We start from the raw sequence: 21,170 nt of genomic DNA on the forward strand, positions 1-21,170 counted from the left end.
CCCATGGCAGAGATGATCTCCTTTCACCTGGATGTGGTGAGCGCCGAAGGAAAACTGTTTTCCGGTCGCGTGCAATCCGCTCAGGTATCAGGCTCCGAAGGTGAGTTGGGTCTCCGCCACGGTCATGCTCCGTTGCTGACTGCCATCAAGCCGGGCTTGGTCCGCTTGGTGAAGCAGAACGGAACTGAAGAGGTGCTGTACATCTCCGGCGGTATGCTGGAAGTACAACCTGAATCCGTGACCGTGCTGGCGGACACCGCGATTCGTGCTGACGACTTGGATGAGGCGAAAGCCCAGGAAGCCAAGCGCGCAGCCGAAGAGCGGATCCACAGCTCCCATGGTGATATCGACTACGCCCAGGCCGCCACCGAGCTGGCCAAGGCGATGGCTCAACTGCGAGTCATCGATATCGTCAAAAAGAATTACCGTTAATAACGGTGATGTAAAAAGCGACCTTCGGGTCGCTTTTTTTTTACCCGTTGGATAGACTCCGCCGAGTATTTCTCATGTTCCAAAGGCCAATTTATGTCCCTCAACGTCGTGATTCTGGCTGCGGGTAAAGGTACCCGTATGCGTTCCATTCTGCCCAAGGTACTGCACCCGGTAGCCAACAAACCCATGGTTTCCCATGTGATCGATACCGCTCGTCAGGTCGGTGCCGAGCAGCTGCATCTGGTCTATGGCCACGGTGCCGAGCTGCTGAAAGAGCGGATCGTGGCGGCCGATGTGAACTGGGTGCTGCAAGCTCAGCAGCTGGGAACTGGTCATGCCGTCGCCCAGGCTATCCCGTTCTGGAAGGATGAAGACGATGTGCTGGTGCTCTACGGCGATACCCCGCTGATCCAGCCCGAGACCCTGCAGCGCTTGCTCGCCGCCAAGGCTGAAAACGGGATGGCACTGCTGACCGTGGTGCTGGACAACCCCACCGGCTATGGCCGTATCGTCCGTGAAAATGGTCAGGTAGTCGGTATCGTCGAGCAGAAGGATGCCAATGCCGAACAGCTGGCCATTCGTGAGGTGAACACCGGCGTGCTGGTGGCCAATGGGGGCCAGTTGCGTCAATGGTTGTCTCGTCTCGACAACAAGAATGCTCAGGGCGAGTTCTATCTGACGGATGTGATCGCGATGGCTCACGGCGATAATTGCCCGATTGCTGCCGTTCATCCGGAGCGCGCCGCCGAGGTGGAAGGGGCCAACAATCGGGTGCAATTGGCTCAGCTTGAACGTAGCTATCAGCAGATGCAGGCCGAGAAACTTATGATTGCAGGTGCAACCATGATCGACCCCGCACGCTTTGATTTGCGTGGGGTTTTGGAAATTGGTGAAGAGGTTGTTATTGATGCAAACGTCATCATTGAGGGCAAGGTGACTCTCGGCAATCACGTTCGTATCGGAGCCGGTTGCGTACTGAAAGATTGTGTCATTGGCGATCACTCCGAGGTGAAACCCTACTCGGTTATCGAGGGTGCACAGGTGGCAGATCAGTGCTCAGTGGGTCCGTTTACCCGCTTGCGTCCGGGGGCGGTTCTGGAGCAGGATGCGCACGTTGGCAACTTCGTCGAGATGAAGAAGGCCCGTCTTGGGGTTGGTTCCAAGTGCGGTCATCTGACCTATCTGGGTGATGCCGAGATCGGAGCCGGGGTGAATATCGGTGCCGGTACCATCACCTGCAACTACGACGGGGTCAACAAATTCCAGACCATCATCGAGGACGATGTGTTCGTCGGTTCTGATACCCAACTGGTAGCGCCTGTTCGCATCGGCAAGGGGGCCACCCTGGGTGCCGGCTCTACTATTACCAAGGACGTGGGTGAAAATGAACTCGTGATTACCCGGGTACCCCAGCGTCACATCAAGAACTGGGCTCGTCCGGTCAAGAAAACTGATAAGTGATATCAGTATGAAGGCGACCCATGAACAAGCGAATCATCAAGCTCGCAGACGCGAGCCACAGTCTGTTTTCCCGCTTTGTCGATCTGGTGGGAATTTCAGTCTCAATGGTGCTGCTCGCACGGCACTTTGGCTTGTTTCATGGGTTGGACGAGATGTCCCTGGTCACGCTGGGCATGGTGGTCTTCTTTCTGGTCTCCCAGAATACCGGGCTCTATTGCAGCCGGGTTCGTAAACATCTGGCGCAGTCTCTGCTGCGCCTCATCTTCTCCTGGTTGGTAACTGCTACCCTGCTCTACCTGCTGGTCTATCTGGTTCCCATCTTTAAACCCTACCACCCCTTCCCGCTGGAGCTGGCGGTGCTCTGGCTTGCCATGGCCTGCCTCATTTCCACCGGCTATCGGGTGTTGTACCGACTGGTGACCCTCTGGTTCAGCGATGCCTCCTGCTGTCGGCGTGTGGCCATCATTGGCGTGACTCCGGCCGGACTGGCGCTGGAGAAATCCCTGTGGGAGAGTCCGCGTCACGATATCCAAATGCTCGGATTTTTCGATGCCCGTAGCGAAGAGCGCTTCGGTTACCCGACTCGCAGTCCTCTGTTGGGTGATGTCGATGAGCTGCTCGAGCTGGCACGCAAAGGGCTGGTCGACGAAATCTATCTAGCGCTGCCTCTGACCGCCCGGGAGCGTATCAATCACTACCTCTACGAACTCTCCGACACCACGGTTAATACCTATCTGGTTCCCGATTTCTACGAGTACGGCCTGACCGTGTCCCACATCGATCGGGTGGGCGATATCTATACCTTCAGCTTTTTCGATTCCCCGTTCGAAGGGGGCGCCGCCCTGCTCAAACGCATTGAAGATCTGGTGCTGGGTTCACTCATCCTGCTGCTCATCTCTCCGGTTATGGCGCTGGTGGCTCTCGGGGTGCGTCTCTCTTCCCCTGGACCCGTGCTCTTCAAGCAGGATCGCTACGGCCTGGGGGGGAAACGGATCCAGGTCTGGAAATTCCGCTCCATGCGCGTCATGGAGAATGATGCCGTGGTGACTCAGGCAACCAGAGGCGATCCCAGAGTGACGCCATTCGGTGCGTTTTTGCGTCGTACCTCGCTGGATGAGCTGCCGCAGTTTTTCAATGTGATTCAGGGCTCCATGTCGATCGTGGGGCCGCGTCCCCATGCCGTGGCGCACAACGAGCAGTACCGCTCACTGGTGGAGCGGTACATGCTGCGCCACAAGGTCAAACCGGGGATTACCGGGCTGGCCCAGATAAATGGATTTCGTGGTGAAACCGACACCCTCGACAAGATGGAGATGCGGGTCAAGTTCGATCTCAAGTACATCCAGTACTGGTCGCTCGGACTGGATTTCAAAGTCATTTTCCTGACTGTATTCAAGGGGTTTGTCGGTGCGTCAGCTTACTAGCCTCGTTTGCGCCGGACTGCTGCTCTCCCCCTCTCTTTCAGTCCGTGCCGAGGTCACTCCCTTATCCCATCAGGGGCCGCTGGGTCTGGAGGTCCAGACCGAGATGGAGAGTCGTTATGGTCACGACAGCAACCTGCTGTGGCTGCGTGACAGTGGTCAGGCGATTGGCTCCGATTTCATCGGAATCACCCCGGAATTTCGCATGGTGGGCAAACGCGGCCTGGATCGCTATCAGTTCAGCTATCTGGGTGACTATCGTCGCTATGGCAGCAGCCATGGGGATGGCTATGCCGATCACCAGTTCCAGTTTGACGGCAGCTGGCGCTTCTCCCTGCGCAACGCCTTCAAGCTGATGTACCAGTATCGGCTGGGCCATGAGGCGCGTGGCGAGGGGCTGACCGAAGGCTTTATGTTGCAGGGGGATGAGAAGGCTGGCGGTGATGCCACTTTCGGCTGGTTCAACATTGCCGAGCCGTTGCGCTTCAAACGCAGCGAAGTGGGTGGCCGCTACAGTTATGGCGCTCCCGATGCCAGAGGCAAGCTGGAGCTGGCGCTCTCCCACAAGGATCTGGGCTATCTCGACAAGCACCTCTACCAGCATGACTTTGAACGCTATATGGCCGAGCAGGAGTGGCAGGAGAACACCGCTATTGTCGAGCTGTTCGATCAGGTGAGTCATGTCAGCCGTTTTCGTTACACCCTGCAGACCAATCTGCGACGCTATCCGGCCAATCCGCGCAAGGATTCCGACGAGTTTTTTCTCATCACCGGGGTGATGAGCCAGCTGACCGGCAAGACCCGGATCGATGCCAATATCGGCGGGATCTACAAGCGTTTCGTCAATGATCCACAGGCGGAGAGTTTCAAAGGGCTGAACTGGGATCTGCGTCTGGAGTGGCAACCGATGGATTACAGCAAGCTCGCGCTGCTCTCCAGCCGGACCATTCGTGATCCGGGTGGTGACGGCGGCTATGTCAGCAGCCAGCTATATGGCGCCGAGTGGCAGCACCACTGGTCACCCGGAGTGGCGACCATGCTCTCTTATCACGATATCCGGGATGATTATCACCAGTCGGTGGTCTGTGGTAACGACAACCGCCACCGTCAGGATGACATCCATCGCTGGGGCATGGGCATCAGCTACGACATTCGTCCCTCCGTCAATCTGGGGCTCCACTACCAGCAGGCCGACTCAGGTTCCAGCTTTGTCGGGCAGCCCATCGACATCGGTGGCAATTGCTATGGCCGTGCCCTCGGTTACGACAAACAACAGCTTTCTCTTTCACTCAAGGTAGTCATTTAACATGAACAAAAGCGTGATGGTGCTTCTGCTTGGCTGGTTGTTCAGCCTGTCGGTCTGGGCTGGCCAGAGCCCGCAAGGCAACGGTTCCGCCTACCGGTTGGCACCGGGGGACGAGGTCGAAATCCGGGTGTATGGCGAGCCGGATCTGTCGATGAAGTTCAAGGTCGATACCAGTGGCCACGTCAATTACCCCTATCTGGGTCAGGTGCTGCTGATGGGCCATACCACTACTGAGGTGGCCGAGCTGCTGACCATAGGGCTCAAGCACGGCGTGTTGCTCGACCCCATGGTTACGGTCAACGTGACCACTTTCCGCCAGGTGTTTGTTGCTGGCGAGGTGGCTCACCCGGGTGGCTATGAATACCAGCCCGGCCTGACGGTGGAGAAGGCTGTTGCGTTGGCGGGTGGTTTCACCGATCGCGCCGCCAGACGGGATATCAGCCTGCGCCTCAATGGCAGCGATCAGTTGCTGGAAGAGGTGAGCCTGCAACGGCAGCTCAATCCCGGCGACATCATCACCATCGAACAAAGTTTCTTCTGATCCAGGACGCTCTTCATGACTTCATTGTTGGTTGAAAATGGCCGTGCGCTAGAGAGTCGCCTCGATTTCAGCGGCCCCTGGCGGGTGCTCAAGGCAAACTGGTGGAAGGTGGTATTGTTTGCCGCCGTGGTGACCCTGGCGGCAGCCCCCTTTATCCTCAGCATGCCGCCCTATTATCAATCCAGTGCGACCCTGCTGCTGAAGGCAGATGCCAACAGCGCTTCCCCTATCGAGCCCGTCTATCGGGTCGATACCAGCCGCCGCGAGTACTACAACACCCAGTTCGAGCTGCTCAAGTCACGCCGGGTAGCCGAGAAGGTGGTTACTCATCTGGGTTTGGCCGAGTTGCCGGAATTCAACGGACAGCCCAATCCCGACAGCTGGCTGAGCCGCATCAAGGGGCTCTGGAGTGCCGCACATCAGGAGGATGCCTCCTCACGCCACCAGCATGCGCTGGAGTATCTGGCCAGACACCTGACCGTCTCGCCGGTGCGCGATACCCAGCTGGTCAGCATCGGGTTCGAATCCCGCTCTCCCGAGCTGGCCGCCAGCGTCGCCAATGAGGTGGCCCAGACCTACATCGATCTCAATGTGGAGGAGCGGGTCGATGCCAACACCACGGCATCGCACTGGAACCAGAGCCGGCTGGTGGAGATAAAGGCCAGTCTGGAGAAGCAGGAGAAGCAGCTCGGCGATTTTCTTGCCCGCAATGATCTGCTGACGTTTCGCGGCGTAGATGGTCTGCAAACCGAAGAGCTCGGCATCATCACCAACAAGTACGCGGATGCCCGCGAGCGGCGGCTGGCGGCGCAGGCCGAATTCCAGTCCATTCAGGAGTACGGCCGCAATCCGGCGGCGCTGGCTTCCCTGCCCGAGGTCTCCAACCACCCCCAGATGCAGGATCTGCGCATCGCCCTCATCAAGGCCCAGCAGGAGCTCTCCGAGCTGGCCAAGCGTTATGGCCCCAAGCATGACCGTATTCTGCAGGCCGAAGCGCGCATCAAGGCGCTCAATACCCAGTCAAACCAGCTGATGCGGGAGATTGCCGACGGTATCGAGGATCGCTACCAGAGCAGCCAGCGCAAGGAGCAGGAGTACCTCGCCCAGCTTGACGAGAAGAAGCGGGAGTTCTCCTCGCTGGCAGTCAAGAAGGATGAGTACAACAACCTGAAGAACAATATCGACAAGACCCGTCAGCTCTATAACGAGCTGTTTCGCCGTCAGGAAGAGACCCGCCTGAACGCTCAGCTGCACGAGTCGAATGCCATCCTCTACGACGCGGCATCGGTGCCCTTGCTGCCTGCCAAACCAAACAAGATGCTGTTTCTGCTGATGGTGGTGATCATGGCGGGCATGGTTGCCGTGCTGGTAGTCATCACTGCCGGAGCGCTGCGCAATACCCTGAATCGTCTGAGCCAGCTGGTCTCCCAGCTCGGTGGTCGGGTGCTTGGTGAAATCCCGCGGCTGGCGGCCCTGCAGGATCAGAGTGCTCTGCTGCGGGTGGGGGCGGTCAATCCCAGAGTAGGTGCCAGTGCCGATGACCTCTACGCCATCATGCGGCTGGAGCCGGGTCAGCTGCAGCGCATCATGATCACCTCGACCCGTGCTGGTGAGGGCAAGTCGACGCTGGTGGCTCTCTGTGCCGCCAGCTTTGCCCGCCATGAGCGAGTGCTGCTGGTGGATGGGGATCTGCGCCGGGGCTCCCTTGGTCGCCAGTTGCTGGGGCAGGCAGCCAGACCGGGGTTGGCCGAGCTGCTCGCAGGCGAAGCCGATTTGGCTGCCTGTCTGGTGCCAAAAGAGGGATTGACCCTGCTGCCGGCTGGCCAGCCGGTCTCCTCCCCGCTGGCACTGCTTGGCTCGCCACGCTGGAGCGAACTGCTGGCAACTCTGGCCGGGCAGTTTGACCGCATCATAGTGGACACCCCTGCGCTGGAGGTCGGCAAGGATGCCCTGCTGCTGGGGCAGCCGCTGGATGGTGCCATTCATGTGATCCAGTCCGGCCAGCTGCCGGCCAGTCGGGTGCTGAGCGTGCTGGCACAACTGCGGGATGCCAGAGTGGCGGTACTGGGGACAGTGCTGACCCAGGTCGCCGAGCGCGATCTGGAAGGGGCGGAGAACCTGAGATTCTGTGGTGCACCCACCCGGGGCGCGCTATGAAACTGCTGCGCAGCATCACCACCATAGGGGGTGCTTCCGTGCTATCCCAGCTGATCGGGGCGTTTTCGGTCTGGTCACTGTCGCACAAGTTCGACATGGCTGCGGTCGGGCTCTATGCCCTCAGCTACAGTCTGGTGCTGATCGGTGCCCAGCTTGCCACCTTTGCCTCGCAACTGCTGTTGCCCAAGCTGGAGGAGGCCGAGCTGCCCGGCAACCTGATCTTTTCCCTGTTGCAGGTCTGGCTGTTCCCCATCCCCTATGTGCTGGTGGTGGTCTGCTTTTTCTCGCTGCCGCTCTGGCCGCTCTACCTGCTGACCGTGACCCACGGGCTGATCCTCATCGCCGAGAATCTGGCCCTGCGGGCCGGCCACTACCAGCGGCTCGGTCTGCAGCGTATCTCGGCCTCCGCCGTGGTGCTGCTCTGTCTGCTGTTGGCCCCTGACATGGCGCACTTCTATCAGTTATGGGCCTGTCTGCTGCTGGTGGTGATCGGGGGCTGGTTGTGGTCTGCCTTTACCTGGCACAGTGCCATGCTGAGGGAGGCTGCCCCGCGCCACCTGCTGCACTTCTTCTCCCGCCATAAAGCGCATCTGGCAGGTGTCGGCAGTGCCGAAGTGCTGGCGATGGTGACGGCTAATCTGCCAACCGTGCTGATCAACTTCTGGTTTTCCCCTCTGGTGGCGGGCTACTTTGCCGTGGTCAACCGCTTCTGTCTGGCGCCCGTGGTGATTGTCGGCAACGCCATCCGCCACTCCATCTTCTCGCGATGGTCGGAGGATTTCCGCCTGTGCCGTTTCAACGGGGAGGAGTTTCGCAAGGTGAAGCGGCTGCTGCTGGCGATGGGCAGTGCGGCCACCCTCGGGATCCTCATCTGCTATCCGCTGGTGATGAAGTGGTTCTTCAATGCGGAGTGGAACGCCTCCATCGATACCTCCTGCTACATGTTGCCCTATGTGTTTACTGCGGTAGCCATCTGCCCGCTGACCGTAATCGAGCTGGTGTTTGGCTCGCCCGGCTACTTTTTGCGGATCCAGCTTGAGCAGCTGCTGGTCGTGGTGATCGCCTTCGTGCTGTTGCCCTGGCTGCAACAGGAGTACGCTCTCTGCGTGCTGGCCTTCTCTCTGCTGACTGCGGTGCGCTACGGCTTCGTCTTTTTGCGGGTCAACCGCCGGGCTGCCGAGTTGCAGGGGCGGATGGAGCTGGCCTCGTGAACAGCGCCCTCATCATGCAGGCCAATCTGCTGCTGTCGCTGGTGATCTGTGGCCTGGCCCAGTACGTTACCGGTATTACGGCCTTCCTCTGGCTTCCCTTCCTGCTGGCCATTGCCACCTTGATGTTGCTGCCGCTGCAGACGCGTTACAGCCCGTTGCGGCTCGACTATCAGGAGAAGGTGCTGCTGCTGCTCTACTGTGGCTTGCTGGTGCTGGCGCTGCTGGGCACCCTGCTTCAGCAGGGGGGCATGGTGACTATCATCGGTTTCAAGAACGAGCTGGCGCTCTCTCTGCTGCTCCCCTGCCTGTTGCTCGGCTTCTGCCGCGAGTCACAGATTTACCGCATCATGAAGCTGGTGGAGTGGGTCTTCTACCTGCAGATCCCGGTGGTGCTGTTTCAGGTGCTGGTGGTGGTGCCGAAACGGGTGGCAATGCGCGGCGAGTTTGAGAAGTGGGACTCAGTGGTCGGCACCTTCGGGGGGGATCCCATGGGGGGCGGTAATACCGGTGCACTCGGCTTCTTCTGCCTGCTGGTGATGCTGATCAAGCTCTCCGAGTTTCGTCACGGCCTCATTTCGCGTCGTTCGGTCGCTTTTCACATTCTTGCCGCCTTTGCCATCTGCGTGCTGGCCGAGGTGAAGTTCGTTATCCTGCTGTCCCCCTTGCTGCTGGCCTGGGTCTGGCTCTCGCCAAGCTATGTCAGGGGGATGAAGAGCTATGACCTCAAGCGTCTGCTGCTGATTGCGCTGGCGATGACGGCGCTGGTGGCAGTGGCCGTTCTGGTGCTGGCTGCCTCCTACTCATCCGCGTTCGAGGGGGCCGGGCAACAGGGGGCCATTGCGCTGTTTATCGACTCCCTCGGCTATATCTTCGATCCCAACCACATCAACCCGGAAACCGGCGAGCTGGGGCGGGTGACGACGCTCTTTTTCTGGGCCAGCAACGGTGATCACCACGGTCTCAGCAATCTGCTGTTTGGTTATGGCCTCAACACCACCAACCATGGCAGCACCCTGCCCGGTTTTCTCAACCCCCTGTTCAACGTGCTGCTCGACTCCACGTCCCTCAGCGTGTTGCTGTGGGAGGTGGGACTGATGGGCACACTGATCTTCATCGCGCTGATAGTTCTGCTGCTCTGGTGCTGCCGTCCCCGTCCGTTGCTGGATCGCCAGCTGCTGAGCGCGGCAGATGTGCGTCTGCTCAGCTATCAACCCGCTTTCATCGCGTTCGGGATCGCCTGCCTGCTGAGCTTGCCTTACAGCCAGCTGCTGATGCTGATCCCGGTGCAGCAGTTTCTCTTCTATTTCGTGCTGGGTGCCGCCCTGGTGATCCGTTCTTCGGTTCGGCAGGCCACTCGTTCCTGTGAGGTGTCATGACTCCATCCCCCCTTATCTCCGTCATCATCAAGACCTACAACGAGGAGGCAGGGATTGCCGACACCATAGCCAGCATCAGGAGCGCTCTGGCCGACTACTCCCACCAGATTATCGTGGCGGACAGTCTCTCGACCGACCGCACCCAGGCGATCGCCTGCCAGCTGGGGGTGACTGTGGTGAGCCTGACCGACCCGGCAGATCGCTGTTGCGGCGTGGGGCCACAGCTTGGCTACCTCTTCAGCGAAGGGGAGTTCCTGCTGCTGCTCGATGGCGACATGAAGCTGGAGCCGGAGTTTGTGCCGGCCGCCCTTGCGCACATGCACTCCCACCCCGATTGCGGTGGCGTGGCCGGGCGGGCCGAGATGGATGATGCCCACAGCTATGAGTTCAAGTCGCGCAAGCAGCGCATCAACCAGATCTATCCGCTGGGCGAGTCGCGCTGGCTGTGTGGTGGCGGCCTGTTTCGACGCAGCGCCATCGAGCAGATCGGCTATCTCACCAATCGCAACCTGCACGGTTACGAAGAGGCAGAGCTGGGTATCCGGCTGCGTCAGGCGGGCTATCGGCTGGAGCGGCTCGATGTCCCCTTCTTCTTTCACACCTCCCACACCATGGACTCCCTTGCCCTGATCCGTTACCGCTGGCGCATGGGGTATCTGTTTGCCTGCGGCGAGCTGGTGCGCTCGGCGTGGGGGCAGCCCTATTTTCGCGAGGTGCTGTCGGTGATCCGCTCCGAGCTGCTGTTCGGACTCTACCTGCTGACACTCCTGTTCTGCGTGCTGCTTTTCGTAGCCGGGCTGCCGTTCTGGTTGCCGTTGCTGGCGCTGACACCGCTGGGTGGCTTCATCGCTCTCAAGTGGTTGAAGAACCGCTCCCTGCAAGATGCCCTGCGCAGTGTCATGAACCTCTCCATCTATGCAGCCGGGCTGGCGCGCGGCCTGCTGTTGCCCCAGCGCTCTCCGCGCGAGGCGCCCGCCCATCGTCTGATCCAGGAGTCATTGCCGTGAAGGTGCTCTTTGCCAACAAGTTCTTTTTCATGAAGGGCGGTGCCGAGACAGTCCTCTTTCAGGAGCGGGAGATGGTGCGTCAGGCGGGTCATCAGGTGATCGACTTTGCCATGCAGCATCCGGATAACCTCCCCTCGCCCCAGAGCGGCTACTTTCCGGCCAACGTCGATTATCACCAGCGGCACGGGCTCTTCGATCGGCTGAAGATCGCCGTTCGCTTCATCCACAATCAGGAGGCCTGTGATCGGCTGGCGGAGCTTATCCGTGCAGAGCGGCCCGATATCGTTCACTTTCACAACATCTACCACCAGCTCACCCCGGCGATCATCCGGGTGGCCAAATCCCTGGGCTGCAAGACGGTGCTGACAGCCCACGACTACAAGGTGGCCTGCCCCAACTACAGCATGCTGGTCGATGGCGAGCCGTTCGATCTGACCCGGCTCGAGGGTTCCTGGCTCAAGCTGTTTCGCCATCAGTGGCAGGAGGGGTCGTGGGGCAAGAGCCTGCTGCTCTCTGCCGAGGCAGCTTGGCAGCAGTGGCGCCGCAACTATGAGCAAGTCGATGCATTGGTGGCGCCGAGCGCCTTCATGGCCGGGTTGCTTCGTACCCGGCTGCCCGCTTCCCGCATCGAGGTGATCCTCAATGGCATTGATGTCGAGTCGAGCCGCGAAAGCGGAGAGGATCGGGGGTACTTTCTGTTCCTCGGGCGCCTGATGGCCGAGAAAGGGGTCGAGACGCTTGCCCGTGCCCATCAGCGCATGACGCGGCCGGCGGGCCTCAAGATTGTGGGCGGTGGCCCGCTGCAGGCGCACCTCGGGCAGCATTATCCCAATGCCGAACTGCTGGGGTTCAAGCAGGGGGAGGAGTTGCTCGATCTGCTGCGTCACGCCAAGGCCGTGGTGGTGCCGTCCGAGTGGTATGAGAACTGCTCCATGTCGGTACTGGAGGCGATGGCCTACGGCAAACCGGTGATCGGGGCTCGAATTGGCGGGGTTCCGGAGCAGATCCGCGACGGTCTCGATGGCCTGCTGTTCGAGGCGGGCAATGCCGACGAGCTGGCCCGCTGCATGGACAGGCTGGTGGCCGAGCCGGAGCAGACGGCGGCCATGGGGCGTTCGGCCCGTCAGCGGCTGATCGACAACTACTCCCTCGCCAGCCACCAGCAAGATCTGCTGGCGCTCTACCAGTCGTTGCTGGAGGAGCAGAGATGAGTTTCTGGCACGATCTGAAAGCCGAACTGGCGCTCAATCCGAGCAAGACGGCGCGCCTGTTCCTGCTCTGCTACCGGCTGGCACAGGGAGGCCGCTTTATGAGGTTGCCCTGCTTGTTGCTGCTCAAGGGATTCAAGCTGCTGTGCGGCCTCGATATCTCGCCAAGAGCCCGGCTGGGTTGGGGCCTGCGCCTCTATCACCCGCAGAATATCGTCATCGGTGACGGCGTGCAGATGGGGCGTGACTGCACTCTGCGCCACAACTGCACCTTGGGCAACAAGCCAGATCGTCAGAGCGGTCAGCTCCTCTCGCCCAGCGTGGGGGACGGGGTCGAGTTCGGCACCGGCGCCATCGTTATCGGGGCCATCGCCATTGGTGATCATGCCTGTGTCGGTGCCGGCACCGTCGTCACTCGTTCCGTCCCGGCTCGCGCCGTTGTTGCGGGCAATCCCGCCAGAATCATTCGAGAAGATCATGAAGCAGATTAGTGTGACCGTGCTCGGTACCCGGGGGATCCCCCATGTACTGGGCGGTGTCGAAACCCATTGTCAGTCCCTCTACCCGGAGCTGCACCGCCAGTTCGAAGTGGCGGCGACCGTGCTGGCTCGCGCCCCCTATGTGAATTACCGAAGCGGCGAGTTTGAAGGGGTGGCTCTCAAGGCGTTGCCCGCTCCCAAAAAGAAGTCGCTGGAGGCAATCCTCCACTCTCTGCTCGCGGCTTTTTACTGCCGCCGTCATGCCTGCGATCTGGTGCATGTCCATGCCATCGGCCCGGGGCTGGTGGTGCCGCTGCTGAGGTTGCTTGGCAAGCGGGTGGTCTTTACCCATCACGGTCCCGACTATGACCGCCAGAAGTGGGGGGCGCTGGCCAAGTGGGTGTTGCGTCTTGGCGAGCGCTGGGCGGTACGTTATGCCAGCGAGGTGATAGTCATCTCCGAAGTGATCAACGAGGCGATCCGCCGCCAGTACGATCGCAAGGATGCCCACCTCATCTACAACGGGGTGAAACGGGTCGAGCTGCCGGCAGCGGACAAGAGGGAACTGACGCTGACCCGTTTCGGGCTAACCGCTGGCAGCTATCTGGTGGCGGTGGGCCGCTTCGTCGAGGAGAAGGGGCTGCACGATCTCATCGCAGCCTATCGCCAGCTCGATACGGAGTTGCCGCTGGTACTGGTGGGGGACACGGATCACCCTACCCCCTACAGCGAGCGCTTGCAGCGGATAGCGGATGAAACACCGGGGGTGATCCGTACAGGTTTCCTCAATGGCGAGGCGCTGATCAGCGTCTTTTCACAGGCGGCCCTGTTTGCCATGCCCTCTTATCACGAGGGGTTGCCGATCGCCCTGCTGGAGGCGCTCTCCTTCTCCCTGCCGGTGGTGGTGAGCGACATTCCCGCCAATCTGACGGTGGCGCTGCAACAGGAGTGCTATTTCCCGGTCGGCGATGTGAGTGCGCTGGCAGAGCGACTCAACGCCCAGCTGACTCGCGGCAAGGTCGATTACAGCGACTATCTGCAGCGGTATGACTGGCAGCGGATCGCTGGCCAGACCATGGGGGTCTACTGCAAGGCTTTGGGCCTGCCCGCAGGAGAAAACCAATGAGCCAATTACCGCAGAAAACGCAGGGGGCGATCGACCGCTTCTACCGTGCCCTCTCCCCCGAGGTGGCCAAGAGTCTGAGCGAAACCCAGCGCGACGGTATCGAGCAGGCGCTGCGGCTGATGAGTGATGGCAAGTCGCACGTCATCAACGTCAACAGCGCCTTCGGCATCGGTCGCTGGCGCTGCTATCTGGTGGTGCTGATGGGACGGGATCGCCGTCACCGCGGGCGGGAAAGCGGCTTTCGCTTTCACCTCAAGGTGCTGCTGACCACCCTGCTGTTGCTGCTGGGGATCTGCGGCATGGTGCTGCTGCTCTATCTGGTGAAGTCAGCCCTTGGCATCGACATCTTCAAGCACTTCTCGTTCGGGGTGTGGGATCTGTTTAAAAAGAGCGTGCTGATGTGATGAAAGAGGGCTCCTGCGGGAGCCCTCTTGCGTTACTGGATGTCTATCTCGGCCAGACGATACCAGCCACTCTCTTCCAGACCGGCAATACCGAGCTGCAAAGCGGGCTGCTTGTCCTGACCGATGAATGCCAGCTCGAGATAGTAGTGACCGCGTGCCATCCGGCCCGGCAGGGTCAGGCTGTCGCGAGTGGTAGCCTTGTGGCCCGGGATCCAGCGGGTCATGTCGTTGCGGGTCACCAGCATGGCGCCAACCTGCCCTTCCTCGTTGACCAGCCGGTAGGTGAGCGGCCAGTTGCGATAGGCCGGCGCTACCCCGTCGTTGTGCCAGTCGCCGTTGAGGGTAAGGGTAGCCCCCGGCTTCATGGTTCCCTTGAGGGTCAGCTGGTCCAGCACGATGCGATAGCCCATCTTGCGCAGGGCATTGTCGACGATGGGTCGATATTGGGACGGAATCGGATCCGACTTGAGATTGATGGTGGAGGCGTGTTGGGCCAGCGCCCAGTCAAAGGTGGCCTTGACCTCCTCCATGGTGTACTGCTGCTGGCCTGGCCACTCGCTCAGCTTGCCGCACACCTCGAAACTGACCGGAGCCCTCTGCCAGCTGGAATCGAAGTTCGCCACATTGGCGCGGGCGCTCGCCAGTCGTTCCGGGTAGGCATTGCGCATGTGGCTCCAGCTTTGGGAGAAGTGGTGCCAGTCGCCGAGGCAGTCTGCCCGCCAGCCAGATCCCTTGCCCACTGCATACTCGAACATGGGCTGGTTGTTGATGAGCATCAGCTTGGGGGTTCGCGGAAAAGCGGCCATCTGCAGGTCAACATAGGGTTTGAGCTGCTCGCTGCTGTAGCGCTGTTCCAGCGTCGGGCCGGGGAAGTTGCTCATGTGCCACTCCCCCCATGAACCTATCATGCCGATGTCGACATGACTCAGCGCCGGATTGCCATCGTAATGGTCTCCCAGCGCCTGAAACAGCCGGGTAGCACGGGCGAGGAACAGCGGGTCGCTGTAGTCGGGCACAAAGGTCTGGTGGTTGTTCACCCACTCTCCCCGAATCCCCTTGTTGATAAGCCACTCCGGGATCTTGCTGCCCGAGAAGGGCTCATCAAGGGTCATGACCCTGAGGGCAATCGACTGTTTCGGGGTGGCGTGCTGTGCCTGATCGATGGCCCTGTCGATCAGAGCAAAGTTGTATTCGCCCTCCCGTGGCTCCAGCTCGCTCCAGTAGAAGCGGAAGTAGTCGACCGTGCTGACCGGATGTTCAGCCTGAGAGAGGGGATGACCCCAGCTGTTGTGAAACTCTTCGATACCGACGCCGGGATTGTGCAAGAGGTCTTCGACCGGTTCGGGATGAATGGTGAGGGTACCGGCCAGAGCTCCCTGAGCCCATAGCAAGCCGGAATAGAGCAGGATCCTGCCCGGATGCATTTTCATGTGATCGTCCGCCTGTGGAACATGGTTGCATGCTAGGAAATTGGCGGACAAAGGCCCAGCCGGTTCCGCTGTTTTCGAGAAGAACCGACTGAAGCCTTTGTTGTCTAGGTCAGAGATTGACGGAGGTTGTGCCCTCAGTCGTCATTGTCATGTCCGGCTGGGCGGGATTCGACACTCTGTTGCCCCATCACCTGATACCAGTCGAGCTTGCGGGTCAGCATCATGATCAGCGTCAGGGTGGCGAACAAGAGCAGGGCACCGAGCAGCAGGGCGATCTCTTCGGCCTGCAGCAGGCTGTAGAGGATGGCATAGACCAGCCCGAGCAGCGCCGCGAAGCCGATCCCCTGCTTCGGGCCGCCCAGCACATGGCTCAGATAGAAGCCGTTGAGCAGCACGCTGGCAAGCGCGGCCACCAGATAGGCCCAGCCAAAACCGAGGTGTTCGGTCAGCGCCAGCAGCACCAGATAGAAGATGGCCAGCCCCATGCCTACCAGCGCGTACTGGATCGGGTGAACCCGCAGCCCCTTGAGCAGCTCGAACATGAAGAAGCTGATAAAGGTGAGACCGATGAAGAGCAGAGCATACTTGGCCGCCCGTTCGTTGAGCTGATAGTGATCCACCGGCTGCACCAGACTGACGCTGAAGGTGGAGAGATGGCTATCGCCCCCGTTCATCATCCGGTTGAAGCGGGTCTCCATGTCGCTGGCGAACCAGCTGGTTTGCCAGTTGGCCTCAAACCCTTGTGGGCTCAGGGTGCGACTGCCCGGCAGAAAGTCGCCGATAAAGTTGGGATGGGGCCAGTTGCCCGCCAGCTGCAGGGTGCTCTCCTTGCCCAGCGGGACTATGTCGAGGGCGTTCATCCCCTGTAGATTGAGCTCCAGATGGAAGGTGCCATCCTGCTGCGGCAGGCTGTCGATCGGGGCATGGATACCCGCGAGCGCATCACCGAGGCGGGCGCCGGGGACAAACGGGATCCGCTGTGTGCCGAGTTGCAGTTCGGGGACGCTGTTGATACCGCGGGCATCGGAGAGCACCAGGCTCAGGTAGGGTTTGCCCGCCACCAGCTCGGCCGTTTCACCGAGCGGTGAGGTCGCGTCATTCAGCAAACTCTGCCGGGTGGGCAGGCGGCCGGATAGGGTGAGGCGGGTCTGGTAGACCTGCGCCTGATAGATGCCCAGCTTGCGCGGGGTGACCTCCATGTTGGCCTTGATATCCAACTGCTCCGGCAGCAGGTAGCGGTAGATCTGCTCCTGACGGACGAAGCGCTTGCCCTCCTGCTCGACCGTCACCGAACGGGTATAGGGCTGTACGATAATGGGCCCCATCAGCCGTTGCGGGCCGCTGCTGCTGGCCATGATGCTGTGAATGGCCTGACTGCGGTAAGCCTGACGCTCCCGGTTCAGCTCCATGATGGATTGCACCGGCACCATCAACAGCAGGCTGAGCAACAGCAGCAGAAATATCTTGTGGGTGAATATCTGTTTGACCATGACACGTCTCCTTGTTGGATGGAGTGAGTCTGTCAGTCCGGCGTGAAGTGGTGATGGGCTTGTGTGAAGTGGCTGTGAACTGCTGCAAAACGGCGCCATCATGCGCCGTGGGATTGTTCAGGGGTGGGAGCGCACCAACCGAGCGGCTTGGGCGAAACGATCGGTATGGCCGTCGATCAGCCCGTGCATAAAGTCGATGTAGTAGACCAGTTCAGGCATCTCCTCAATGGAGCTGGAGGTCCAGTAGGGGGCGGCATTTTCCCCGTTGTCATGGATATCGGAGAAGAAGCGCGGGTCTGTCATCGGCGCCCGGCAATCTTCGTCGAGCAGGGTGAAGAGCTCCTCGATGGTGGGGAGTCGCCACCCCTCGCCAAGGCGGGCTGCTTCATCTTTGGCTTCAAGCAGCGTCAGCAGGGCCGGTGTGCCCACGCACCCTTTCCCCTCCTGCCACTGGCTGCCGAGGCTGCACGCCTGCCATTCGAGCTGGTTTAGCCGATCATGGATGATTTCTCCCTGCCGTGTCAGGCGGTCGGAGAGATCACAGGCAGCCAGCGCCATGCTGGCCGGAAGCCAGATCAGCAATAGAAATAATTTCATGTTTGTCTCGTTTACGAATGACGGTCAGCCCGTCGCTGGTGGGCTGACCGTGGTTATCGGGGTTTATCTGGCGGGAAGCGAGCTCACTGCTTTTTAAGTTGTGCAGGCAGGGCCGCCAGCACCTCTTCCTTCGCTTTGAGGGAGGCGAACTGCTTGCCGGGCTTTTGCACCACGGTATGGACGAAGATCAGTTGCTTGCCCGGTTTGCTGGCCCAGCCGACGAACCAGCCAATCTGCTGATCGCGGTTGAGGCTGCCATCCAGCTTCTTCGGGTAGCCCATGCCGGTTTTGCCGTGGATCTGCCAGCCGTCGATCTCGCTCACCTTGAGGATATTGGCGGTGTACTGCAGGGTTTGCGTCGAGACCGGCAGCTTGCCGTTCACCATCTTGCCGAGGAAGCGGGCCTGCTCCTCCGGACTGATGGCGAGGCTGGAGCTGAGCCAGGCCTGGGTCAGACCGTCATGTTTGCCCGGATTGCCGGAGAGATCCCGGTTGCCGTAGTCGAAGCGGTCGACATATTGCTGGAAGCGCTCCATCCCCAGCCATTCGGTGATCTGCTGGGAGAACCAGACCACCGAGTAGGTTTCCCAGCGGCGCGGGGTGGTGGTTTCGCGCCAGGCGGGCAGCCAGCCATCATAGCTCGGTTTGTAAGGCAGTGCCGGATGCTCTTCATCCACCAGATAGCCACTGTCGTAACCCATCAGCGCCAGCGGGATCTTGAAGGTGGACGCGGGTGGCAGCTGGCTGGAGCAGTCCCCTTCGCTGGAGAGGGGCTGGCCGTTGCCGTCAGCATAGAGAAAGCAGCCGCTGGCGGCGGAGGCAGGCAGGGCTGCGAGCAGACCGGCAGCCAGCAGGCTGGAGAGAAGCAGGCGGGACATAGCATTTCCTTGAGCAAATGGATGAGAGAAAGCGGCAGTTTAATGCCGCTTTGTGTGGGGAATGTGAAGTTGCAGGGGGGACTAGGTGAATGGCAGCCAGAGTTCCGCCAGCGCGCCTCCCTCTGGCCGGTTGCTCAGGGTCAGACGACCGCCATGCTGGTGGGCTACCTCATGGGCGAAGCTGAGCCCCAGACCACTGCTCTTGCCCTTGTCCGGGCGCGGCAGGGAGTAGAAGCGCTCGAAGATGCGCGGCAGGGCGTAGTCGGGAATGCCGGGGCCGCAGTCGGTGACCCGAAAACAGTAGCCCTCCTCCTGCTGGCTGCCGCTCAGGGTGACCTGCCCGTTGGCGGGAGAGAAGTCGATGGCGTTGTCTAGCAGGTTGCCGATGGCCTGCTCCACTAACAGCGGATCCCACTTCTGTTTCGGCGCGCTGGCCAGCTCGGCTACCAGAGCCACCTGACGGCGCTGGGCAATAATCTGGCGAGCATCGAGGGTGCGCTTGCCCAGTTTTGCCGGTTCCACCGACTGGCGATCTAGCCCCTGCCCCGACTCCAGCCGCGCCAGTTGCAGCATTCGCTCGATCAGCTGCTGCATGCGGGCACTCTCCTGATTGATGTTGCCGATAAAGCGTTTGGCAACTTCGGGGGGCGGCGTTTCGGCCAAAATCTCCCCTGCCCCGCGAATAGCGGCCAGCGGGCTCTTCAGCTCGTGGGTCAGGCTGTGCACATAGGCTTCGATGTAGCTTTTGCCATCGAGCTGGTGGCGCATGGTCTCCAGCGAGCGGCCGAGCCGATCCAGCTCGACGGTGTGCAGCCGTGGCAGCGGTGCCGCCTCTCCCTTGCTGACTGAGTCGGCGTAGTGCACCAGCTTGCCGATGGCGCGGTTGAGCCACCACACCAGCAGGCTGCCGATCAGCAGCGAGATGAGCAGCATCTGGCCGCCGGCCCGCAGCAGCTCCTGTTCCCCCCGCTCGATGGCTGGCATCAGGGTGCGATTGGGTTTGGCGACGGTGAGGGAGCCGATGATCTCGGCTCCCTCCCGCAGCGGCGCCGCCACATACATGGTCGAGCTGGCGGCATCGTCGGGATCGGTGCGGGTGCTGCGGGCGCCATACTGACCGCGCAGAGTGCGGTAGACATCGTTCCAGCGGGAATAATCCTTGCCTAGATCCGTGCCGTCGGAGTCGTAAATCACCATCCCCTGCCGATCCGTCACATAGATGCGGTACTCCGCCTGCTGTTTGAGGTGGCCGTCGATCATCGCATTGATGGGATTCTGGTTGAGGCGGGCGAAGGCGCTAGCCAACCGCCCGTTCATCATATTGCCCTCTTTCAGATCATCGAGTGCCAGCGGTGCCAGCAGCTGGGTCATGTCTACCAGAGTATCCTCGGTGGCGCTGCGCACCCCGGGTTTTATCTCCTCGACGAAGATTTCCAGCACGAACCAGGCGGCCAGCGCGAAGATCAGCAGCAGGCCGCACAGCAGTTGCAACCCGAGTCTCATGCCAGCTCCAGGCTGTAGCCCAGCCCGCGATGGGTGAGGATCAGGTTGGCTTCTGGATCATGTTCGCGCAGCTTGGCGCGGATGGTCTTGATGTGGGTATCGACGGTGCGATCCAGGCTCTCTTCCGCATCCTGCCACACCAGATCCATCAGTTGCTGACGGGAGTAGACCCGCCCCGGCGCCTGCATCAGGGTCTTGAGCAGCAGATATTCGTAGCGAGTGAGGGCCAGCGGCTGGCCGCGAAAATGGATGCGGGCCCGTTCCTCATCCAGCACCAGCAGGGCGCTGGGCTGGGGGGCGACGGGCTGGCTGCGGCGCAGGATGACCCGCACCCGGGCACACACTTCCCGTGGCGAGAAGGGTTTGGCCACATAGTCGTCGGCACCGATCTCCAGCCCGATCAGCCGGTCTATCTCCTCGCTGCGGGCGGTGAGGAACATCAGGGGGATATCGGTCAGCGCCCTCACCTGCTTGCAGAGTTCGAAGCCGCTGATGTCGGGCAGCCCCACATCGAGGATCAGGAAGTCGGGTCGCGTCTGTTCCAGTCGTGTCAGCAACTGTTGGCCCAGCATGAACCACTCCACCTCGAACCCGTCGGTCTGCAGGGCATAAATCAGGGTATCGGCGATGCTGGCCTCATCCTCCACCAGCCAGATGACTCTCTTTTGCATGGCATCCTCGTCGCAAATTGGCACCCCATTCTGGCATCGAACCAAATCGGATCCTATTTGCTGTTTTATTTTTCCGAAAAAGGGGCTAATATTTCGATGTTCTTTCGAATCGAAACTTAAAAATGACCAAACGTAATACTCAACAACGCCGACACACCATAGTGACCCTGGTACAAGAGCAGGGTGAAGTGAGCGTCGACGCCCTCGCCAAACACTTTTCTACCTCCGAAGTGACCATCCGTAAAGATCTGGCCGTACTGGAGACCGGTGGTCTGCTGCTGCGCCGTTACGGTGGTGCTGTCCCTTTGCCGAGCGAGATGGTGGTCGAGGTCAACCCTGAACAAGTTTCGAACCGAAAGTTAGCCATTGCCCGTGCGGCAGCAGAGCGGCTGCGTGATCACAACCGCGTCATCATCGACAGCGGCAGCACCACTAGCGCCATGATCCCCATGCTGGGCAACAAGCGCGGCCT

General features: G+C 60.6%; 20 protein-coding genes. 14 read left to right on the top strand and 6 right to left on the bottom strand.

Annotation, left to right across the window (positions count from 1 at the left end; genetic code table 11):
- Positions 1-3 precede the first annotated feature (3 nt).
- From G5358_RS14040 to G5358_RS14100, 13 genes are all read left to right on the top strand, one after another.
- Positions 4-432, top strand: a complete 429-nt coding sequence (locus tag G5358_RS14040) for a F0F1 ATP synthase subunit epsilon (protein ID WP_005339345.1) — start codon at positions 4-6, stop codon at positions 430-432.
- A gap of 93 nt (positions 433-525) precedes the next feature.
- Positions 526-1,893, top strand: a complete 1,368-nt coding sequence (gene glmU / locus G5358_RS14045) for a bifunctional UDP-N-acetylglucosamine diphosphorylase/glucosamine-1-phosphate N-acetyltransferase GlmU (protein WP_421324267.1) — start codon at positions 526-528, stop codon at positions 1,891-1,893.
- 20 nt (positions 1,894-1,913) lie between these two features.
- Positions 1,914-3,317, top strand: coding sequence for an undecaprenyl-phosphate glucose phosphotransferase (locus tag G5358_RS14050; protein WP_216952480.1), 1,404 nt, complete (start codon positions 1,914-1,916; stop codon positions 3,315-3,317).
- Positions 3,301-4,620, top strand: a complete 1,320-nt coding sequence (locus G5358_RS14055) for an outer membrane beta-barrel protein (protein WP_421324268.1) — start codon at positions 3,301-3,303, stop codon at positions 4,618-4,620. Before G5358_RS14050 ends, G5358_RS14055 begins: the two co-directional genes overlap by 17 nt.
- A gap of 1 nt (position 4,621) precedes the next feature.
- The gene (locus G5358_RS14060; protein ID WP_216960076.1) at positions 4,622-5,161 is read left to right on the top strand and encodes a polysaccharide biosynthesis/export family protein; all 540 of its coding nucleotides are present in this window, start codon (positions 4,622-4,624) and stop codon (positions 5,159-5,161) included.
- 15 nt (positions 5,162-5,176) lie between these two features.
- Positions 5,177-7,318, top strand: a complete 2,142-nt coding sequence (locus G5358_RS14065; RefSeq protein ID WP_113740543.1) for a GumC family protein — start codon at positions 5,177-5,179, stop codon at positions 7,316-7,318.
- Positions 7,315-8,529 carry a lipopolysaccharide biosynthesis protein gene (locus G5358_RS14070; RefSeq protein WP_421324269.1) on the top strand — a complete coding sequence of 405 codons (1,215 nt, stop codon included), beginning with the start codon at positions 7,315-7,317 and terminating at the stop codon, positions 8,527-8,529. The genes G5358_RS14065 and G5358_RS14070 overlap by 4 nt, the downstream gene beginning before the upstream one ends.
- A complete protein-coding gene (locus G5358_RS14075; protein ID WP_421324270.1) occupies positions 8,526-9,905 on the top strand; it encodes a capsular biosynthesis protein in 1,380 nt (459 codons plus the stop codon). The genes G5358_RS14070 and G5358_RS14075 overlap by 4 nt, the downstream gene beginning before the upstream one ends.
- Complete coding sequence (locus G5358_RS14080) at positions 9,902-10,912, top strand: glycosyltransferase family 2 protein (protein WP_421324271.1); 1,011 nt, start codon at positions 9,902-9,904, stop codon at positions 10,910-10,912. The genes G5358_RS14075 and G5358_RS14080 overlap by 4 nt, the downstream gene beginning before the upstream one ends.
- Entirely contained in the window at positions 10,909-12,123 is a 1,215-nt protein-coding gene (locus G5358_RS14085; protein ID WP_421324272.1) for a glycosyltransferase family 4 protein, read from the top strand. The genes G5358_RS14080 and G5358_RS14085 overlap by 4 nt, the downstream gene beginning before the upstream one ends.
- Positions 12,120-12,611, top strand: a complete 492-nt coding sequence (locus G5358_RS14090; RefSeq protein ID WP_421324273.1) for a serine acetyltransferase — start codon at positions 12,120-12,122, stop codon at positions 12,609-12,611. The genes G5358_RS14085 and G5358_RS14090 overlap by 4 nt, the downstream gene beginning before the upstream one ends.
- Positions 12,598-13,725, top strand: a complete 1,128-nt coding sequence (locus G5358_RS14095) for a glycosyltransferase family 4 protein (RefSeq protein ID WP_421324274.1) — start codon at positions 12,598-12,600, stop codon at positions 13,723-13,725. The genes G5358_RS14090 and G5358_RS14095 overlap by 14 nt, the downstream gene beginning before the upstream one ends.
- Positions 13,722-14,129, top strand: a complete 408-nt coding sequence (locus G5358_RS14100; RefSeq protein WP_421324275.1) for a hypothetical protein — start codon at positions 13,722-13,724, stop codon at positions 14,127-14,129. The genes G5358_RS14095 and G5358_RS14100 overlap by 4 nt, the downstream gene beginning before the upstream one ends.
- A 32-nt stretch (positions 14,130-14,161) precedes the next feature.
- Here the strand turns inward: G5358_RS14100 and G5358_RS14105 are convergent, their stop codons facing one another.
- From G5358_RS14105 to blrA, 6 genes are all read right to left on the bottom strand, one after another.
- Positions 14,162-15,559, bottom strand: coding sequence for a DUF4832 domain-containing protein (locus G5358_RS14105; RefSeq protein ID WP_421324276.1), 1,398 nt, complete (start codon positions 15,557-15,559; stop codon positions 14,162-14,164).
- 134 nt (positions 15,560-15,693) lie between these two features.
- Positions 15,694-17,049, bottom strand: coding sequence for a cell envelope integrity protein CreD (gene creD / locus G5358_RS14110; protein WP_421324277.1), 1,356 nt, complete (start codon positions 17,047-17,049; stop codon positions 15,694-15,696).
- 117 nt (positions 17,050-17,166) lie between these two features.
- The gene (locus tag G5358_RS14115) at positions 17,167-17,646 is read right to left on the bottom strand and encodes a DUF1566 domain-containing protein (protein WP_421269170.1); all 480 of its coding nucleotides are present in this window, start codon (positions 17,644-17,646) and stop codon (positions 17,167-17,169) included.
- Between the two features lie 83 nt (positions 17,647-17,729).
- Entirely contained in the window at positions 17,730-18,524 is a 795-nt protein-coding gene (gene blaOXA, locus G5358_RS14120) for an OXA-12 family class D beta-lactamase (RefSeq protein WP_421324278.1), read from the bottom strand.
- Positions 18,525-18,605: 81 nt separating this feature from the next.
- Complete coding sequence (blrB, locus tag G5358_RS14125; RefSeq protein WP_421324279.1) at positions 18,606-20,027, bottom strand: beta-lactam sensor histidine kinase BlrB; 1,422 nt, start codon at positions 20,025-20,027, stop codon at positions 18,606-18,608.
- Positions 20,024-20,698 carry a beta-lactam response regulator transcription factor BlrA gene (gene blrA, locus G5358_RS14130; RefSeq protein ID WP_033138557.1) on the bottom strand — a complete coding sequence of 225 codons (675 nt, stop codon included), beginning with the start codon at positions 20,696-20,698 and terminating at the stop codon, positions 20,024-20,026. Before blrA ends, blrB begins: the two co-directional genes overlap by 4 nt.
- Positions 20,699-20,820: 122 nt before the next feature.
- On the opposite strand from blrA, the gene G5358_RS14135 reads away from it, so the two are divergent.
- The coding region (locus tag G5358_RS14135; protein ID WP_421324280.1) for a DeoR family transcriptional regulator at positions 20,821-21,170 on the top strand (350 nt) is incomplete at its 3' end.

The organism is Aeromonas sp. 604176 (assembly GCF_049170755.1).
Lineage (GTDB): Bacteria > Pseudomonadota > Gammaproteobacteria > Enterobacterales > Aeromonadaceae > Aeromonas > Aeromonas veronii_A.

Coding starts and splice junctions, on each gene's coding strand:
- blrA (WP_033138557.1), bottom strand. CDS start 20,698: ATGCAAAAGAGAGTCATCTGGCTGGTGGAGGATGAGGCCAGCATCGCC.
- G5358_RS14100 (WP_421324275.1), top strand. CDS start 13,722: ATGAGCCAATTACCGCAGAAAACGCAGGGGGCGATCGACCGCTTCTAC.
- G5358_RS14065 (WP_113740543.1), top strand. CDS start 5,177: ATGACTTCATTGTTGGTTGAAAATGGCCGTGCGCTAGAGAGTCGCCTC.
- creD (WP_421324277.1), bottom strand. CDS start 17,049: ATGGTCAAACAGATATTCACCCACAAGATATTTCTGCTGCTGTTGCTC.
- G5358_RS14105 (WP_421324276.1), bottom strand. CDS start 15,559: ATGAAAATGCATCCGGGCAGGATCCTGCTCTATTCCGGCTTGCTATGG.
- G5358_RS14080 (WP_421324271.1), top strand. CDS start 9,902: ATGACTCCATCCCCCCTTATCTCCGTCATCATCAAGACCTACAACGAG.
- G5358_RS14115 (WP_421269170.1), bottom strand. CDS start 17,646: ATGAAATTATTTCTATTGCTGATCTGGCTTCCGGCCAGCATGGCGCTG.
- G5358_RS14095 (WP_421324274.1), top strand. CDS start 12,598: ATGAAGCAGATTAGTGTGACCGTGCTCGGTACCCGGGGGATCCCCCAT.
- glmU (WP_421324267.1), top strand. CDS start 526: ATGTCCCTCAACGTCGTGATTCTGGCTGCGGGTAAAGGTACCCGTATG.
- blaOXA (WP_421324278.1), bottom strand. CDS start 18,524: ATGTCCCGCCTGCTTCTCTCCAGCCTGCTGGCTGCCGGTCTGCTCGCA.
- G5358_RS14060 (WP_216960076.1), top strand. CDS start 4,622: ATGAACAAAAGCGTGATGGTGCTTCTGCTTGGCTGGTTGTTCAGCCTG.
- blrB (WP_421324279.1), bottom strand. CDS start 20,027: ATGAGACTCGGGTTGCAACTGCTGTGCGGCCTGCTGCTGATCTTCGCG.
- G5358_RS14040 (WP_005339345.1), top strand. CDS start 4: ATGGCAGAGATGATCTCCTTTCACCTGGATGTGGTGAGCGCCGAAGGA.
- G5358_RS14050 (WP_216952480.1), top strand. CDS start 1,914: ATGAACAAGCGAATCATCAAGCTCGCAGACGCGAGCCACAGTCTGTTT.
- G5358_RS14070 (WP_421324269.1), top strand. CDS start 7,315: ATGAAACTGCTGCGCAGCATCACCACCATAGGGGGTGCTTCCGTGCTA.
- G5358_RS14090 (WP_421324273.1), top strand. CDS start 12,120: ATGAGTTTCTGGCACGATCTGAAAGCCGAACTGGCGCTCAATCCGAGC.